Genomic DNA, 14,934 nt, shown 5'->3' with positions numbered 1-14,934 from the left:
TACATTGCAGCCCTGAGCTTCCTCCCTCCGTAAAGGGCCGTCATGTCCATGCGCGCGAAAATCCCGAGAGCCTTGGCGATGGTGTTGGCCGTCGTCCTGGTCCTGACCACAGCCGGCCAGGCGAACGCCGCGACCGTCGTCGCCAAGCCTCAGCGGCCGAACATCATCTTCTTCCTTGTCGACGACCTGTCGGCCGAGCTGCTCCAGTACATGGACGCCGCCAGCGGCCTTGCCAAGGGTGGCACCACGTTCAGCAGCTACTACGTGGCCGACTCGCTCTGCTGCCCGTCGCGGGCCACGATGTTCACCGGCCAGTTCCCGCACAACACCGGCGTGCGTACCAACGAGGGCTACGACAGAGGCGGCTACCGGGCTTTCGAGCCGCACGAGAGCCGCACCTATGCCACCGCGCTGCACCAGGCCGGCTACCGCACCGGCTACCTGGGCAAGTACGTCAACGAGTACCCGGCGGGCGCCGGCTACAAGGTGCCGGCAGGGTGGGACGAGTGGCATGTGGCGGGGGCCGGCGGCTACAACGAGTACCGATACCAGCTCACCCGCTACATCAAGGAGCAGACGCCCGGCGCCAGGCCGCGCGACCCGTCCGACGGCACCTACCTGGTGGACGAGCTCGGGAAGCGGGCGGTCGGCTTCATCGAGCGGTCCCGCGCCTACGCGCCCGGCGAGCCGTTCTTCCTGCAGGTCTCGCCGTTCTCGCCACATGCCAGGGTCGACAACAAACCGGGCGACAAGGAGCCGCGTTTCCCACCTGCGCGCCGTGACCGGCCGAAGACCAAGTGGCCCGCCGGCCAGTTCCCCCACGGGGACTGCGGCGGCCCCGACTGCGCCGGCATCGATGTGACGAAGCTGCCCGCGTTCAACGAGGACACCGCCGACAAGCCCTCGTGGGTCCGGCGGGAGCCGATCGGGCCGAAGCTCGCCAAGGAACTGCGCACCGACTTCCGCAACCGGATCCGCATGGTTCAGTCGGTCGACGACATGGTGGAGCGCGTGCTCTCGACGTTGACGGAGCGCGAGCGGCGGAACACGTACGTGGTGTTCACCAGCGACAACGGTTTCCACCTGGGCCAGCATCGCCTGCTGCGCAACAAGTCCACCGCCTACGACCACGACGTCCGGGTGCCGCTGCTGGTCAAGCGCCCGGCCGCGGGACGGCAGGGCGATCTCGTGACCGACGCCATCACCCAGAACGTCGACCTGTTCGCGACATTCCTCGACATGGCCGGCATCGACCCGGCGCTGCGTGACAGCCGCGACGGGCGCAGCCTGCTGCCCTTCATCCAGGGCCGCCCGGTGCGGGACTGGCGGAACGCGGCGCTGATCGAGCACGTCAAGCCGAGTCTGGGCGGGCCGGGCTCGGACCCCGACGCGGACTCGCGCAAGGTAGGGAACGCCACGCCGCCGACGTACGCCGCCGTGCGCACCGCCGGCGAGCTCTATGTCGAGTACGAGGGCGATCCGAAACCCGAGTACTACAACACCGTCACCGATCCTCACCAGGAGACCAACGACCCCGGCAACCCCAGGACGGCCGGCCTCGCGAAGGCTCTCGACGGCTTGGAGAGCTGCGGCAAGCCAGATACGACGAACTGCTGGGACGCCTCGCACCTGCGCTGAGCCGGTCGTAGGGATGGAGAGATTTCAAGGCTGGTCGGTGAGCCAGGCGGGGTAACCGTCGACGTCGTGGCTCACCGGCCGGCTGACGATCGGGCCGTGCTCGCCGCTTCCTCGGATGTGTTGTTCGAGGATCGGGGCGTGCTGGTCCGTCGTGATGAGCGTGAGTTGCCAGGCGCTCGTGGACGGGTGGGGCACTTCGTCTATGTCGATGGAGGTCGCCAGGCCCGCGCACAGGATGCCATGCGCCACCGCGGCCGCTTTCCTGCGGCCTTCGATCGTCGCGCGGACCTCGATGAATTCCGCCATGGCACATTCCCTCTCAAGCGGCCTCAAGGGGCCCGAAACTCCATCACGAGTCGCATTGGCGAGTGAACCGTACCCCATGGGATGTGTCGCGGAACAGGGACGGACCTGCTCCATGCCCGCCGGGAGGCCTAACGCGCGGGGGGCGGGGCGGTGGAGGAGCGGACGATGAGCTCGTGGGGAAAGAGCAGCCGCTCGGGCTCGGCCACGTCCCCCGACAACAGCAGCCGCCCCGCCGTCTCGCCGATCTCCTGCTTGGCCTGCCTGATCGTGGTGAGCCCGGCCTCCTCGGCGGCGCTGTCGGAGAAGCCCACCACCGACAGCTCCCCGGGCACTGCGAGTCCCAGGTCGGCCGCCGCGTCCAGCACGCCCAGCGCCAGCACGTCGGTGTTGGCCAGGATCGCGGTGGGGCGCGGAGAACGGCCGAGCAGCGCGTGCCCCGCCTTCCTTCCCGCCTGCCGCGAGTTGCGCGCCACCTCGTAGAACGGCACCCCCGCCCACTCCAGCCCGGCCTCCTCGCACGCGCTCTGGTAGCCGCCGCGCCGCCGCCGCATGGCCTCGAACACCGCGCCCTCCTGCCGCGCCAGGTCGGCCCAGCCGGTGTAGCCGTCGTCGTTGAGTCCCACCATGGCCACCCCGATCCGCCGATGACCCAGCTCCAGCACGTGCCGCGCGGCCGCCGCGCCCGCCGCGGGCTCGTCGATGCCGACGAACGGGTGACCGGGCACATAGGGCTCGTCCACGATCACCACCGGCAACTTCCTGGCCAGCACCTCCGCCAGCGCCGGATGCCCGTCCGGCAGCGACACCACGCAGAAGGCGTCCACCACCGCGTCGCGTACGGTCTCGCTGCGCCGGTCGCCGTGCGGCAGCGGCAGGATGAGCAGTCCCACACCCGCGTCCTCGGCTGCCGTGGCCAGCCCCTGGAAGAACCCGATCGCGTAGGGGTCGGCGAACGCGTACGCCAGCGTCTCACTGAAGATCAGTCCGAGTGCCCCCGCCCGCCCGAGCCGTAGTGACCGTGCCGTCGGATTGGGCCCCGCGTAGCCGAGCTCGTCGGCCACCTCCATGATCCGCTGCCGTAGCCCTTCGCTGAGCTGGTCGGGGCGGGAGAAGGCGTAGGACACGGTGGCCCGGGACACGCCGAGCCGGTCGGCGATCGTCTGGAGTGTGACCCTGGCCATCGTCCCACCGTACCGAAGACCTTGTCCTGCCGCTCTTAATCAATTAAGGTCTTAATTGATTAAGGAGGAAATTATGGATGCCATGCACGTCCTCGCGCATCAGACGGCGATGGGATACCGGGAGTCGCTGAGCGAAGCGCTGCCGGGTGCGCCGCGCAGACCGCATCGGGACCGGAGCCGCGTTCGCGTACGGCTGGCGGACTCTCTCAGGTGGACGGCCGACCGCCTGGATCCGGTGTGCCGCACGGCGTGATGCTGCAGAATGTGACGGGCCGATTACCCAGGATGATTTACCCAGGGAGGGTCCGTGAAAATGACCTGGATCATCGCAGTCGCGGCCGCGGCCGGCCCGCTGACTGCTGACGCGGCGCAGGCGCTGAGTCCGCCCGTGGCCGGCGGTCCGCGAGGTCCGGCCGCGACCCCGCCGGCCGCCCTGATCTGTGCTGTCGGCACGCCGCCTGGCCGGCCGCTGGTCTTCGACCCGTGGGTCGGGCTCGCGCCCCGGCGTGCCGCGGTCCGGGGGCACCTCCAGCTCACGGGCTGCACATCGCCGGACGGCACGGCGACCGGTCTGCGCTCCGGCTGGGTCGCGTTGAGGGCAACCGGCGTGCTCTCGTGCACGAGCGCGCGCGGCGTCCGCGGTCACGCCGTCGTCACCTGGTTCGGCGGGGACGGCCGCCCCGTCGGCACCTCGAAGTTCCGCAGCCGGGGCGATTTCCTGGCCACCCAGCGTCCGGCCGACACCCTGCTCACCGGCGCCATCACGTCGGGGCCGCTCGGGGGTGAGCAGGCACGCGGCGGCATCACGCCCGACACGGGCCTGCTCAGCTGCGCCACCCAAGGTCTGGAGCGCCTGGCCGGCGCGGGCCACATGACCTTCGGCTAGCACCGTCCCTCTCCGCCCCCTCCCAACTAGCTGTCGATGATCTGCTCCTCGGCGTAGTCCAGCAGCTGCTCGGCCGTGGCGAAGCGGCGCTCGTTCGCGTCCTTCAGCAACACGCCCACCACCTGCCGGCCGCCGCGCTCGCCCGCGAACAACAGGCAGTATCCGGCAGCGCTCGTGTACCCGGTCTTCACGCCCAGCACCCCGTCCGCCCGTGACAACAGTTTGTTGGAGTTGCGCCACGTGTGCCGCCGGTGCAGCGAGGTCTCGCCCACCGTGTGCACCTTCTTGCCGACTACGGTCCTGAACGTGCTGCTCGCCAACGCCCGCTGGGCCAGCTTGGCCTGGTCGACGGCCGTCGAGTAGCCGCCGTTGCCCGGCGTGGGCATGCCGTCGGCGTTGGTGTAGCGGGTGTCGGTCAGGCCCAGGGCGCGGGCGGTGTTGTTCATCTTGGCGACGAAGGCCGTCTTGCCCGGGCCGTAGCGGCGGGCCAGGGCGTTGGCCGCGTCCGCGCCCGAGGGCAGCATGAGCCCGTACAGCAGGTCCCTGACCGTGAGGGTCTCGCCCTTCTTCAGCCCCGCCGTGGTGGCGCCGCCGCCGGCGGCGTACTTGACGTCGGTCGCGCTGATCGTGATCGTGTCGCTCAGCCGGGCCTCGCGCAGTACGACGTACGCCGTCATGACCTTGACCAGGCTGGCCACCGGGACCCGCCGCGTCTGCCGCTTGCCGAAGTGGATCGTTCCCGTCGAGTCGACGACGTACGCCGACGCGGCCATCACGGTGGGCTCGTCCGCCGCGGCGGCGGGGGAGGAGGAGACCCCCATAACCACCGCGAGTACGGCACAGCTGATCAATCCCGCAATACGCATGCCAAACATGTTGGCAGGAGATCAAGGGTTCGTTTGCGAAGTAGCGCCATAACGCCCGATCAGGCCGGGGTAAACGAATGTTAGATCGAGGAGGGGGCGACCATGGCAGGCAGGTTCGTGATCAGCGAGGACGGGCAGGGCGGCTTCCGCTTCGCGCTCGTCGCGAACAACGGGCAGACGCTGGCGGTCGGCGAGGGTTATCCGACCAAGGTGGCCTGCGTGAACGGCATCGAGACGGTACGCAGGAACGCCGTGGACGCCGTCATCGAGGACCAGAGTGTACGGAAGCTATGACACCAGGAGCTTCTCGTCCGTGGCGCGCTGCCTCCTCCTGCGCCGCCACACCACGAGCCACGCTCCGCCCCCGACGACCAGCACGGCGACGACCGCCGCCGTGACAGGCGAGCGCACGGCCAGCTGCAGCCAGCCCCAGAGGCCGAACCACCACAGGGGCGCCCAGGTCAGGCAGCCTAGCGCGCTGGCGACCACGTACCAGGGATAGGACACCCGCAGCGCGCCTGCCACCCACGGAAGCGTGTGCCGCAGCATGGGCACCCAGAAGCATCCGTAGACGGCCAGCGCGCCCCACTTCTCGACGACCCGCTCGACCTTCTCGATCCGCTCGCGGCCCACCTTGACGCCGATGCGCGAGTCGTAGAGCTTGTCGCCCAGCTTGCGGCCGACCCAGTAGTAGACCTGGAACGCGCCGAACAGGGCGAGGATCAGGATGGCGCCCACCAGCCAATACGGCAGGCCGAGCCAGAACGGCCTGGCGATATCGTCCATCGGCCCGCCCTTCCTGAAGCCTTAGGTCAGCCTTACCTTAGTTCAAGGTGCAAGTGATTGCCACACCGGCTTGCAAGCCGCCCCGCAAAAGGTGCAACCAGCCGACAACCAGCACTCAACCCCTCAACTCCACTCTAGGGGTGAGCCAAAAGGGGTGTTGAAGATGTCGACGACTAGAAGCGCAGCTGTACTGGCCAGTGGCACCGCGAACGCGGCCAAGCTGTTCGTGGCCGCCCTTGCTTTCACCAGCGCGTACGTCGGCTTCGCCGCCTACAGTAGCGCCAGCTCCACCCCCGAGCCCGCCAGGACCGTCACCCTGTCGGCCCGGGAGGTGCCCATCACCGAGCAGCTGCCCGCCCAGACCGGCAAGGTCACCGTGAGCGTCCTGGCCGACGGCGGCGCCGGGTGCGTCAAGTCGTACGTCGCCCGCAGCGTCCTGCTCAACTCCGACCCCGCCAAGGGCGTGGCGTACGGCTGGCGGCTGGCCCGCTGGAGCCCCGCCGCCAAGGCCTGGCGCACCTACTTCGTCGACCACGACGGCTTCGCCGGCGCCGCCCGAACCGTCGAGTGGCGGCCGCAGGTCACCGGCAACCCCGGCTGGTACCGCGTCGAGCTGACCGCCGTGGGCGCCGAGACCGTCAAGAGCGACCGTTTCCAGGTGAGCTGCTGACCGACCGCTGCGCCGCCTCCACCCAGCGCGGCACGCCCACCCGCTCGGCCACCTCCAGGGCCTTCTTGTAGTGCTCGCGTGCTGCGTCCGGCTGCCCCAGGCGGATGGCCAGGTCGCCGAGCGTCAGCGCCACCGGCCACAGCGCCACCACGCCCGTGCCCGCACCCGCCACCCGGTCGGCGAACGGCTTGAGCTTGTCGTAGCAGTCGACCATCCGCTCCCGGTCGTCCAGCAGCATGCCGGCCAGTGCCCGCCAGGTCATCGCCAGCTCGTAGAGGAAGTCGGGGCGCACCGGCGGACGCGTGGCGGCCACGGCTTTGGCGTCGTTGACGTGCCCGGCCGAGGCCAGGGCCAGCGCGTAGGCGTCGAGCGTCCACTTTGCGCCGCGGTGGTGGGCCTCGGCCAGCAGGTCCACCGTCTCCGCGGCCCGGCCGTCCACCAAGTGCAGGCAGAACGTCGTGATCAGCGGCAGGTCCTGGCGGCCTTCGAGCATGCCGGCCCGCGCGGTCATCCTGGCCGCCTCCCGGTAGGCCCGCTCGGCGCCCGCGTAGTCGCCGGTGATCATGAGCCGCATGCCGCCGTACCAGACCACGACCGCGGCCGGGGCCGGCAGGTCGTACTGCCTGGCCAGCGCGTCGGCGGCGGCCGCGTGCTCGTCGGCCGCGGTGAACTCGCCCCTGGCCGCCGCGCACTCCAGTAACACCAGGTGCGCCAGCGCCTGCGTGGCCATCTGCCCCGAACGCTGCGCGACCTCCAGCAGCTCCCTGCCGATGCTCTCCCGCGTGTCCACGGCCGGGATGTCGTAGGACTGCCGCAACCGCCCGCTCAGCGCCGCCGCGATCAGCGCGGGGTCGCCGCTCTGCCGGGCCAGCTCCAGCGCCTCCAGCGACGCCTGCCGCCCGCGCTCCGGTGAGGAGGAGCCCTCCAGCTCCAGCGCGAGCGTGGTCAGCAGGCTCGCCCGCAGTCGCTGCTCGCCCGCGGGCAGTTCGATGAGCGCCCGCTCGGTGACGTCCACGATCTCCCACGCGGTGCGGGTGAAATCGCGCGCCATGCCCTTGTGCGGCACGGCCAGCGACGCCGCCACCTTCGCGGTGATCTCCAGGTCGCCCAGCGGCAGCGCGGCGTCCATGGCCTGGCGGCGCAGCAACCGCGCGGCGTGCATGTCGCCACACAACGCCAGCGCCCTGATCTGGCGCAGCATGAGTCGCAGCCGCTCCTTGGCGCGTTCCGGCGTCTGCTCGCCCGATTCGTCGTTGCGGGACCGGTCGAACGCGGCGATGGCCTGCTCCCACAGCGTGGCCGCCTCGCGGTGCGCGAAGCGCCGCTCGGCCTGCTCGGCGGCCAGGCCCGCGTAGTGGACCGCCTTCTCCGCCGCGTCGGCCAGGTAGTAGTGGTGCGCCAGCGCGGCCACGTCGGACGGCGAGCGCTGCTCGATCACGCCTGCCACGGCCGCGTGCAGCCGGGTGCGGCGCAGCCTGGAGGCGTCGGAGTAGATGGTGTCGCGCACCAGGTCGTGGTCGAACCTGAGCAGCCCAGGACCTGGCTCCGTCACCAGGCCGGCCAGCAGCGCCGCCTCGACCGCCTCGATCACCGCGTCCTCGTCGCCCGAGACGGCGATCAGCACGTCGAGATCGACGTCCCGGCCGATCACGGCGGCCTGCAGCAGGATCTGCTGGGCGCCGGACGGCAGCTGCGAGATGCGCCGCCGCAGCACGTCACGTACGCCGGACGGCACCCTGGAGAGCACCTCTGTGGCGCTGGCCCGGTCGGCCGCGCCCTCGGCGTCCAGCAGGCGCACTGTCTCGCGGACGAAGAACGGGTTGCCGCCGGTGCGCTCGACGATCGACTCGACCGCGTCCTCGTCGATCTCGCGTACGCACGTCGCCCTGACCAGCTCGGCCACGGCCTTCGGATCGAGCCCCGACAGGCCCACCCGGAGCGGCCCGAGCCGGGCCAGCGCGGCCAGCACGTCGGACTGGCGGTCGTCCAGCTCGCTCTCCCTGCACGTCACCACGAGCAGCACGCGGCTGGTGGCCAGCAGGCTCGGCAGCGCCCGCAGCAGCGCCAACGTCTGGTCGTCGGCCCAGTGCAGGTCCTCGAGCGTCATCAGCACCGGCGCCCGCCGGGCGACCCCGGCCAGGTAGCCGCCGACCGCGCGGTGCAGCCGGAACCCGCCGGACACCTCGTCCTCGTCGGGATCGGGAACGGCGTCGTCCAGCAGCGGCGCGAGCAGCTGCGCGTATTCGCCCGCGCCGGTCATGCCGACGAGCGTGCGCAGGATCTCCACCCACGCCCACCCCGGAGGGGTGGCGCTGGAGTCGGGGCAGGCGCCGGAGGAGGTGATCCAGCCGTCACCGCCCAGCTTGCCCTCCAGCTGGCGCAGCAGCGTGGTCTTGCCCGCACCCGCGACCCCGGTCACGATCGCGACCTGGAACCTGCCCGTCCGCGAGGCCGCCGTGGTCAGCCTGGACAGCTCGGCGTCGCGGCCCACGAAGGGCTCGGGCTCCAGGGGCGGCGGCTCCACGGGCGCGGCGGGGCGGGGCGGCCAGGTGTCGGTGGTCGCCGGCGCGGGTCTCGCGGGCCGCGCGGGCAAGGCCAGCTCCAGCTCCGGCGACTGGGCAAGGATGTCGGACTCCAGCTTGCGCAGCGCGGGGCCCGGGTCGATGCCGAGCTCGTCGGCCAGCATGTTCCTGGCCCTGCGCAGGGCGGCCAGGGCGTCGCCCTGCCGGCCGCAGCGATAGAGCCCGAGCGCCAGCAGCCGCCAGCCCTCCTCGCGCAGCGGGTGCTCGGTGGTGAGTGCCTCCAGATCCGGCACGGTCTCGGCGTGCAGGCCCAGCCGCAGCCCGGTGTCGGCGTGCCGCTCGCGCGCAACCAGGCGCAGCTCGGTCAGCCGGTTGACCTCGGCTTCTGCCCACTGCTGGTCGGCGAAGTCCGAGTACGGAGTGCCGCGCCACAGCCCCAGCGCCTTCTCCAGGCGGCCGCGGGCCGACTGCGGATCGCCCTCCTCCAGGTGCTCACCCGCCGCGCGGACGAGCTGCTCGAACCTGAGCGCGTCGACTTGGTCGGAGGCCACGCGCAACGCATAGCCGGACGCGACCGTCACCAATAACCGGTTGGGCCCGCCGCGCGGGCGGCCGGGCTCCAGCACCCGGCGCAGGCGCGAGATGTAGACCTGCAGACCGGACTGCGCGCCCTTGGCCGCATCGTCGTCCCACAGATCGTAAAGAAGCGTGTCAACCGGTACGACTTGACCTCTGGCCACGAGAAGTCGGGCGAGGACGGCCCGCTGCCGCAACCCGCCGAGGTCGAGTTCGTCGTCGTGTTCGTACGCCTCGACTGGCCCCAAAACTCGGAACGCCACCATGTCAGCCGCCACGCTATGCGGGCCTGCGAATCACGCACAAGGGGCGTGGTTGATTAGCACGCGATGGGTTTGGGATTGTCACTGGGGGGCCTTCGAGATCGCGGACGGGGACCCCGCGCCGGCGTTCCGGCCGTTGCGCCTGCGCAGTAGCGCCCACGCGCCCAGTGCCAGGCCGCCGAACGGGATCTCGATAGTGTAAGTCCAGAAGCCGAAAAGCAGTGCGGTCGCGGTGGCCGGAGCGGCCGGCACGGCGAACGCGGTGGTGAGCAAGATCACTACTCCGCTCTCCATGATCCCGGCCCCGCTGGGCGTGATCACTGCGCTGGTGAGCACCCGAGACAGGGCGAATACGGCGATCGACTGGGCCAGCCCCGGCCAGGCGCCGGTGGCGTGCATGCAGGCCGCCATGATCGTCCACTGGAAGCCGAGGAAGAACACCATGCCCAGCGACAGGCCGGGCCACCGGGTCCTGACCACTCCCGCGGTGTCGGCACGGAGCCGGTGGAACGCCTGGGAGGCGCCGATCCTCAGCCGCAGCACCCGGGTGAGGCCGTCGAGGGCCCGGCCGAGCAGGTCCGCCGCGCGCTGCCAATAGAGTGCGGCGGCCACGATCGCGCACAACGCCAGGATGGAGATCGCGCCCGTCCAGCCCGCGTTGGCGACCGTCGCGTTGGGCGCCTCGCCCGCGATCAGCAACGCGATGATCCCGATGGCCGGCAGGATGAATCTGAACAACGTGTTCCAGATGCCGCTGACCAGCGTCATGACCACGATCGAGCGGTTGGGGAAGCCCCAGCCCCTGGTCATCGCGAACGACAGCGCCACTCCCACCGCCCCGCCGAACGGCAGCAGGTTGCTCACCGCGCTGCCGGCCGCGTTGAGCGTCAGGCCCTGCAGGTTGTTGAGCCCGGGCAGCGAGTTGGTCAGCACGAACGTGTAGGAGAGCAGGCTGAGCAGCCAAAGCGCGGTCATCAGCGCGATCTCGCCCGCGCGGAGCGTGCCGAACACCGTGCCGATCTCCGCCCAGGAGACCGGCTTGCCGGTGAGGGCGCGCACGATCTGCGGCAAATAGACCACGAGCAGCACGGCCAGCCCGAGCGACAGCACGGACAGGGCGATCTGCAGCGACTTGTTCTTCATCGGAGTCCAGTCTGCCGGGTCAAGGCCGGCGGTCTCTTCGTCCGGAAGTACTACTTAGGCCACTTCTCGAAAGGATGACGCAGCCGGGTCCCCTCGGGAAGGCCGCGGCGAACGTACCACTCGGTGCCGAAGACGAAGCGGTAAAGGGGGCGCGGGACCTTGAGCAGGACGGCGAGTGTGCGGTCGCTGTCGCCGCCGCTGGCCTGGGAGGTGTGCGCGGCCATGGAGGCCCGCTTCTGCTTCGTATATTTCCGGACATTCACCCAGTGGGTGATGGTCTCGCCGGACGAATACGCGCTCTCGAACGTCCGCACGTCGAACTCCGGCGGGAAGGTGTAGAACCGCCTGGCCAGCTTCAGCAGCCGTACCAGCGGATCCCGGTTGACCGTAGCCTCCAGGACGATCTCCGTGCCGGCGATCTGCGCTGCCCGCTTGCCCACCCGGTGCACCTGCACGTGGTCGGGATGCCCGTAGCCGCCGGCCGGATCGTAGATCGCCAGCAGGTCGGCCCGCTCCTCCTGCAGGATCGCGGCCAGCGCCTTGGCCGCCTCCTCGCTGTCGGCGTCGATGAAGGCGTTGTCCGGCCGCTCGTCCGCTCGGCCGCCCTTGGGGCTCAGCCCCGAGTCGCCGTAGCCGAGGCACTCGACGCGGGCGCAGCCCAGCACCGCCGCCGATTCGTAGAGCTCCTTCATCCTGGTCTCGCCCAGCGTCTCACCCGGCTCGATGTCGGCCAGGCCGCGCTCGCCCGCGGTGGCCACCACGAGCACCACTCGGTGCCCCTCGGCCGCGAGCATCGCCATGGTGCCCGCCGTCAGCAGGGCCTCGTCGTCGGGATGAGCATGGAAGAACACAGCGGTACGTGGAGGCACACGCCCAGATTAGTCTGGGAGGGGTGCGGATCTTTCACGTGAGTGACTGTTACCTGCCGCGACTCGGGGGGATCGAGGTCCAGGTGGCCGATCTCGTACGCATGCAGCGGGCGGCCGGCCACGAGGTGTCCGTGGCCACCGCGACCAAGGGCGAGTCGCTGCCCGGAGTGCGCAGGATCGTCGCCGGGATGCCGTTCGACCTGCCGGTGCACCCGTTCGGCGTGGGGCATCTCACACGGTGGATCACCTCGTCGCGTCCCGATGTCGTGCACGTGCACACAGGGGCGGTCTCGCCGTTCGCCTGGATGGGCGTGCGGGCCGCGGCGCGGGCGGGGACGCCGTGCGTGGTGACCGTGCACAGCATGTGGGATCCGGTCACGCGCGGGATCTACCGGCTGCTGCGGCTGGCGTTCGGCTGGCAGCGCTGGGGCCTGGTGGCCACCACGGTCAGCAACGCCGCCGCCGCGCCCATCCGCGCGGTGGCCGGGCCCGGCGTGCCGGTGCGCGTGGTCTCCAACGGTCTCGACCTGTCCGGCTGGGCACCCCCTCCCGGTGCGCGGGAGTGCGTGGACCGGCGCCCGGAGGTGCACGTCGTGGCGGTGGGCCGGCTGGCGCCGCGCAAGCAACCCGTACGCCTCCTCAGGATCCTGCAGGCCGCGCGCGCCCGGGTGCCTGCCCAGATCCCCATGCGGGCCACGATCGTCGGCGACGGGCCCGCTCGCGGGCAGATGGAGCGGTTCCTGGCCAGGCATGGCATGAGCGACTGGGTGTCCCTGCCGGGCCGCTACACCAGGGAGCAGATCGCCAAGGTCCTGGAGTCGGCCGACGTCTTCGTGGCGCCGGCCCCGCGCGAGTCGTTCGGCATCGCGGCGCTGGAGGCCCGCGCGGCGGGGGTGCCGGTGGTGGCGAGGACGCAGAGCGGGGTCGCCGACTTCGTCAAGGACGGCGTCGAGGGGCTGCTCGGACGCACCCTCGGCGACCTGTCACGCGCGGTGGCCCGGTTGTGCGCCGATCCCGGGCTCCGCGAGTCCATCGCCGCGCACAACCGCGCCACGCCACCCGCCGCCGGCTCGTGGCCGACGGTGCTGGAGGGCTTCGAACGGGCCTATCAGCAGGCACGTGCCCCGCACTAGGCCGGGCACACTCAGCGGCGCAGGACCACGTACCCGTCGCGCTCGAAGACCTTCACGTACCCCTGCCCCTGCAGCTCGTTGACCTTGGCGAGCTGATCGTCGAGCGAGCCGAAGGGGAACTCCCAGCGGAACGTGTCGGCCACGACCCACGGCGCGCCGCGCGGGGTGGGCGACCACAGCAGGACGGTGGCGCGCGAGGTCAGCGCCGGGCCGACCGAGTTGACGGCCTCGACGGTGACGCCCGAGGGCACCTTGCTCACCGCCTCAGCGGCGGCGGCCGCCTTGGGGTCCCCCTTGTAGAAGGCCGGATGGTAGAGCTGGTCGAAGGCGAACTTGGGAACCAGCGTGAGCGCGATCGCGCAGACCGCCGCGGACCAGGCCAGCTTCAGCGCGGTGTCGCCGGAGCGCTCGTACCACCGCAGCAGCCTGGCCAGCCCGTCCACGCCCGCGCAGAACAGGATCACCACGGTGAACGCGCTGTACTGGAAGTCGGCCTGCCACCACTGGACACGATCGGAAAACACACGTTCGAGCACATGCGGCAGGGCCGCCAGCGACAGCGGCGAGAGCAGGCACAACATCAGCGTCGGCCACGCGAGCAAGAACAGCGTGTCGACCTTGGCCTCCTCGCTGAACGGCAGCAGCAGCGCGGCGAGCGGATCGCGCATGATCCCCAGGACCGCGCCGGGAATGTCGCTCCCGAGGTGCCCGTAGGCCCAGAAGTCCTTGGCGTCGCCACCGAAGACCGAGATCACCAGACCGCGGACGAGCAGCATGGCCCCGATACCGAACACCGCGCACAGCGTGCCCCGCCATCGTTCGCCCATGACGATCAGGCACAACCCGAAGCCCGCCACCATGAGCCCCATGTCCTCTTTGACGAGGAGGAGCCCGGCCATCGCCAGGAACGCCGGCAGCATGCGACCGGCGTGGTAACGCTCGATCATGATCGCGGTGAGCAGCGGCACGAACATGACTTCGTGCACGTCGAACGCGACCGCCTGCGACACCGGCCACGACAGCGCGTACGCCACAGAGACCAGGTAAGCGGGTGCCACGCCCAGCACGCGCCTGGTGTAGCGCCACAGGAACGGGATCGCGGCCGCGAACAGCACCGCCTGCGCCACGATCAGCGTCTCCGGCCCGTCGTGGATCCAGTAGAACGGCGCGAGCAGCGCGTAGACGGGGGAGAAGTGATCGGCGAGCTGCATGTACTCCATGCCACGCCCGTGGAACATGCCGAGCGCCGGGACGTAGGGAGGCCGGAAGGCGGCGTAATTGCGCACCGTCTGGTCCATGATCACCAGGTCGAACGTGCTGGCCCGGAAAGACGCCAGCTTGACCAGCCCCAGCACGGCATAGGCCACCGTGGCGAGGAGCGCGATCGCGCCCACCCGCCCGCGGTGGCCGGTGAGCCGGATCCTCCATGAGGCGGCAGCGGCGCTGACCCCCGCGCGCGCCGCAATCGTGTCACCCGTCACGGGGAGCAAGACTAGAGCGAATCCGTACGAATGAGGCCGCCAGGAAGCGCGGCCGCCGCGCCGACCTGCCCCCCACAGGCGGAGCGGCGACCGCGGGCTCCATGGTCAGGAGCAGGCTGCGGTGATCTTGGTCGTGAAGCCGTTCACCTTGCCGCTGAACTCGGTGATGCTGCTCAGGTCGCCGCCCTTGATGGACGCAAACCCGCCAGCGAGGTCGTTCAGCGCGGCGGCGACCTCGCCGTCGTACTTACCGGCCAACTCCTTGGTCTTGTCGGCGGCGGTCTTCGAGGCCGTCTCCACGGCGTCCGCGTCGGCGGCGTTCTTGGTGACCGTGCTGCTCCACTCGGTGGCGATCTTGCTGGCCTCGGTGGCGGCGGTGTTGCAGTCCACGGCCTGGCCCAGAGCGCCGCAGCCCGTCACGGTGAGGACGGTAAGGGTCAGCGTCGCGGCCGCGACGGCCAGACGACGGCGAGGGGGTGTCATTTCCAGTGCCCTTCGTAGGTTTAGCGAACGAAGGGAACATTATGGGCCCAGGCTTGACTGTCACTTGCACCCCAGTAACACCATCGGTATCAAGCCGATGTAAAGCTATGGAGGAGGACTCGGGCGATTTC

General features: G+C 70.6%; 15 protein-coding genes. 6 read left to right on the top strand and 9 right to left on the bottom strand.

What is annotated here, in order from left to right:
- Nucleotides 1-78 precede the first annotated feature (78 nt).
- A complete protein-coding gene (locus tag ACTWPT_RS29160) occupies nt 79-1,638 on the top strand; it encodes a sulfatase family protein (protein ID WP_443180751.1) in 1,560 nt (519 codons plus the stop codon).
- Nucleotides 1,639-1,662: 24 nt separating this feature from the next.
- Here ACTWPT_RS29160 and ACTWPT_RS29155 read toward each other — a convergent pair whose 3' ends face one another.
- Nucleotides 1,663-1,944, bottom strand: coding sequence for a hypothetical protein (locus ACTWPT_RS29155; RefSeq protein ID WP_443180661.1), 282 nt, complete (start codon nt 1,942-1,944; stop codon nt 1,663-1,665).
- Between the two features lie 128 nt (nt 1,945-2,072).
- Nucleotides 2,073-3,125 (bottom strand): LacI family DNA-binding transcriptional regulator, encoded by a 1,053-nt coding sequence (locus tag ACTWPT_RS29150; protein WP_443180660.1) that lies wholly within the window; start codon nt 3,123-3,125, stop codon nt 2,073-2,075.
- Between the two features lie 73 nt (nt 3,126-3,198).
- On the opposite strand from ACTWPT_RS29150, the gene ACTWPT_RS29145 reads away from it, so the two are divergent.
- Both ACTWPT_RS29145 and ACTWPT_RS29140 read left to right on the top strand, forming a co-directional pair.
- On the top strand, nt 3,199-3,378 hold the full coding sequence (locus ACTWPT_RS29145; RefSeq protein ID WP_443180659.1) for a hypothetical protein: 180 nt from the start codon (nt 3,199-3,201) through the stop codon (nt 3,376-3,378).
- Between the two features lie 54 nt (nt 3,379-3,432).
- Complete coding sequence (locus ACTWPT_RS29140) at nt 3,433-4,011, top strand: hypothetical protein (RefSeq protein WP_443180658.1); 579 nt, start codon at nt 3,433-3,435, stop codon at nt 4,009-4,011.
- Between the two features lie 26 nt (nt 4,012-4,037).
- On the opposite strand, the gene ACTWPT_RS29135 is transcribed toward ACTWPT_RS29140, so the two are convergent.
- On the bottom strand, nt 4,038-4,877 hold the full coding sequence (locus tag ACTWPT_RS29135; RefSeq protein ID WP_443180657.1) for a D-alanyl-D-alanine carboxypeptidase family protein: 840 nt from the start codon (nt 4,875-4,877) through the stop codon (nt 4,038-4,040).
- Nucleotides 4,878-4,979: 102 nt separating this feature from the next.
- Between ACTWPT_RS29135 and ACTWPT_RS29130 the strand changes: the two genes are divergently transcribed.
- Entirely contained in the window at nt 4,980-5,171 is a 192-nt protein-coding gene (locus ACTWPT_RS29130; RefSeq protein ID WP_443180656.1) for a YegP family protein, read from the top strand.
- On the opposite strand, the gene ACTWPT_RS29125 is transcribed toward ACTWPT_RS29130, so the two are convergent.
- Nucleotides 5,166-5,663 (bottom strand): DedA family protein, encoded by a 498-nt coding sequence (locus tag ACTWPT_RS29125; protein WP_443180655.1) that lies wholly within the window; start codon nt 5,661-5,663, stop codon nt 5,166-5,168. The two genes, ACTWPT_RS29130 and ACTWPT_RS29125, sit on opposite strands and share 6 nt — an antisense overlap.
- Nucleotides 5,664-5,826: 163 nt before the next feature.
- On the opposite strand from ACTWPT_RS29125, the gene ACTWPT_RS29120 reads away from it, so the two are divergent.
- The gene (locus tag ACTWPT_RS29120; RefSeq protein ID WP_443180654.1) at nt 5,827-6,333 is read left to right on the top strand and encodes a hypothetical protein; all 507 of its coding nucleotides are present in this window, start codon (nt 5,827-5,829) and stop codon (nt 6,331-6,333) included.
- On the opposite strand, the gene ACTWPT_RS29115 is transcribed toward ACTWPT_RS29120, so the two are convergent.
- The 3 genes from ACTWPT_RS29115 to ACTWPT_RS29105 form a co-directional block, all read right to left on the bottom strand.
- Nucleotides 6,302-9,697 carry a BTAD domain-containing putative transcriptional regulator gene (locus ACTWPT_RS29115; protein ID WP_443180653.1) on the bottom strand — a complete coding sequence of 1,132 codons (3,396 nt, stop codon included), beginning with the start codon at nt 9,695-9,697 and terminating at the stop codon, nt 6,302-6,304. The two genes, ACTWPT_RS29120 and ACTWPT_RS29115, sit on opposite strands and share 32 nt — an antisense overlap.
- A gap of 78 nt (nt 9,698-9,775) precedes the next feature.
- Nucleotides 9,776-10,837: a lysylphosphatidylglycerol synthase domain-containing protein gene (locus tag ACTWPT_RS29110; RefSeq protein ID WP_443180652.1), complete on the bottom strand. Its 1,062-nt coding sequence runs from the start codon at nt 10,835-10,837 to the stop codon at nt 9,776-9,778.
- Nucleotides 10,838-10,887: 50 nt separating this feature from the next.
- Nucleotides 10,888-11,706 (bottom strand): PIG-L deacetylase family protein, encoded by an 819-nt coding sequence (locus ACTWPT_RS29105; protein ID WP_443180651.1) that lies wholly within the window; start codon nt 11,704-11,706, stop codon nt 10,888-10,890.
- 23 nt (nt 11,707-11,729) lie between these two features.
- Here ACTWPT_RS29105 and ACTWPT_RS29100 point away from each other — a divergent pair, with 23 nt between their 5' ends.
- Nucleotides 11,730-12,839: a glycosyltransferase family 4 protein gene (locus tag ACTWPT_RS29100; RefSeq protein WP_443180650.1), complete on the top strand. Its 1,110-nt coding sequence runs from the start codon at nt 11,730-11,732 to the stop codon at nt 12,837-12,839.
- Between the two features lie 11 nt (nt 12,840-12,850).
- On the opposite strand, the gene ACTWPT_RS29095 is transcribed toward ACTWPT_RS29100, so the two are convergent.
- The gene (locus ACTWPT_RS29095) at nt 12,851-14,320 is read right to left on the bottom strand and encodes a DUF2079 domain-containing protein (RefSeq protein ID WP_443180649.1); all 1,470 of its coding nucleotides are present in this window, start codon (nt 14,318-14,320) and stop codon (nt 12,851-12,853) included.
- A 105-nt stretch (nt 14,321-14,425) separates the two neighbouring features.
- Nucleotides 14,426-14,803 (bottom strand): hypothetical protein, encoded by a 378-nt coding sequence (locus ACTWPT_RS29090; RefSeq protein WP_443180648.1) that lies wholly within the window; start codon nt 14,801-14,803, stop codon nt 14,426-14,428.
- Between the last annotated feature and the right edge of the window lie 131 nt (nt 14,804-14,934).

This window comes from Nonomuraea sp. 3N208, from assembly GCF_052245935.1.
Classification (GTDB): domain Bacteria; phylum Actinomycetota; class Actinomycetes; order Streptosporangiales; family Streptosporangiaceae; genus Nonomuraea.
Note: the sequence above shows the minus strand (reverse complement) of the source record. Positions and strands in the feature narration are given on the sequence as shown.

Excerpts from the sequence above, each read along its gene's own strand:
- ACTWPT_RS29145 (WP_443180659.1), top strand. The coding sequence starts at position 3,199 with ATGGATGCCATGCACGTCCTCGCGCATCAGACGGCGATGGGATACCGG.
- ACTWPT_RS29125 (WP_443180655.1), bottom strand. The coding sequence starts at position 5,663 with ATGGACGATATCGCCAGGCCGTTCTGGCTCGGCCTGCCGTATTGGCTG.
- ACTWPT_RS29120 (WP_443180654.1), top strand. The coding sequence starts at position 5,827 with ATGTCGACGACTAGAAGCGCAGCTGTACTGGCCAGTGGCACCGCGAAC.
- ACTWPT_RS29110 (WP_443180652.1), bottom strand. The coding sequence starts at position 10,837 with ATGAAGAACAAGTCGCTGCAGATCGCCCTGTCCGTGCTGTCGCTCGGG.
- ACTWPT_RS29155 (WP_443180661.1), bottom strand. The coding sequence starts at position 1,944 with ATGGCGGAATTCATCGAGGTCCGCGCGACGATCGAAGGCCGCAGGAAA.
- ACTWPT_RS29160 (WP_443180751.1), top strand. The coding sequence starts at position 79 with ATGGTGTTGGCCGTCGTCCTGGTCCTGACCACAGCCGGCCAGGCGAAC.
- ACTWPT_RS29115 (WP_443180653.1), bottom strand. The coding sequence starts at position 9,697 with ATGGTGGCGTTCCGAGTTTTGGGGCCAGTCGAGGCGTACGAACACGAC.
- ACTWPT_RS29130 (WP_443180656.1), top strand. The coding sequence starts at position 4,980 with ATGGCAGGCAGGTTCGTGATCAGCGAGGACGGGCAGGGCGGCTTCCGC.
- ACTWPT_RS29090 (WP_443180648.1), bottom strand. The coding sequence starts at position 14,803 with ATGACACCCCCTCGCCGTCGTCTGGCCGTCGCGGCCGCGACGCTGACC.
- ACTWPT_RS29150 (WP_443180660.1), bottom strand. The coding sequence starts at position 3,125 with ATGGCCAGGGTCACACTCCAGACGATCGCCGACCGGCTCGGCGTGTCC.
- ACTWPT_RS29135 (WP_443180657.1), bottom strand. The coding sequence starts at position 4,877 with ATGCGTATTGCGGGATTGATCAGCTGTGCCGTACTCGCGGTGGTTATG.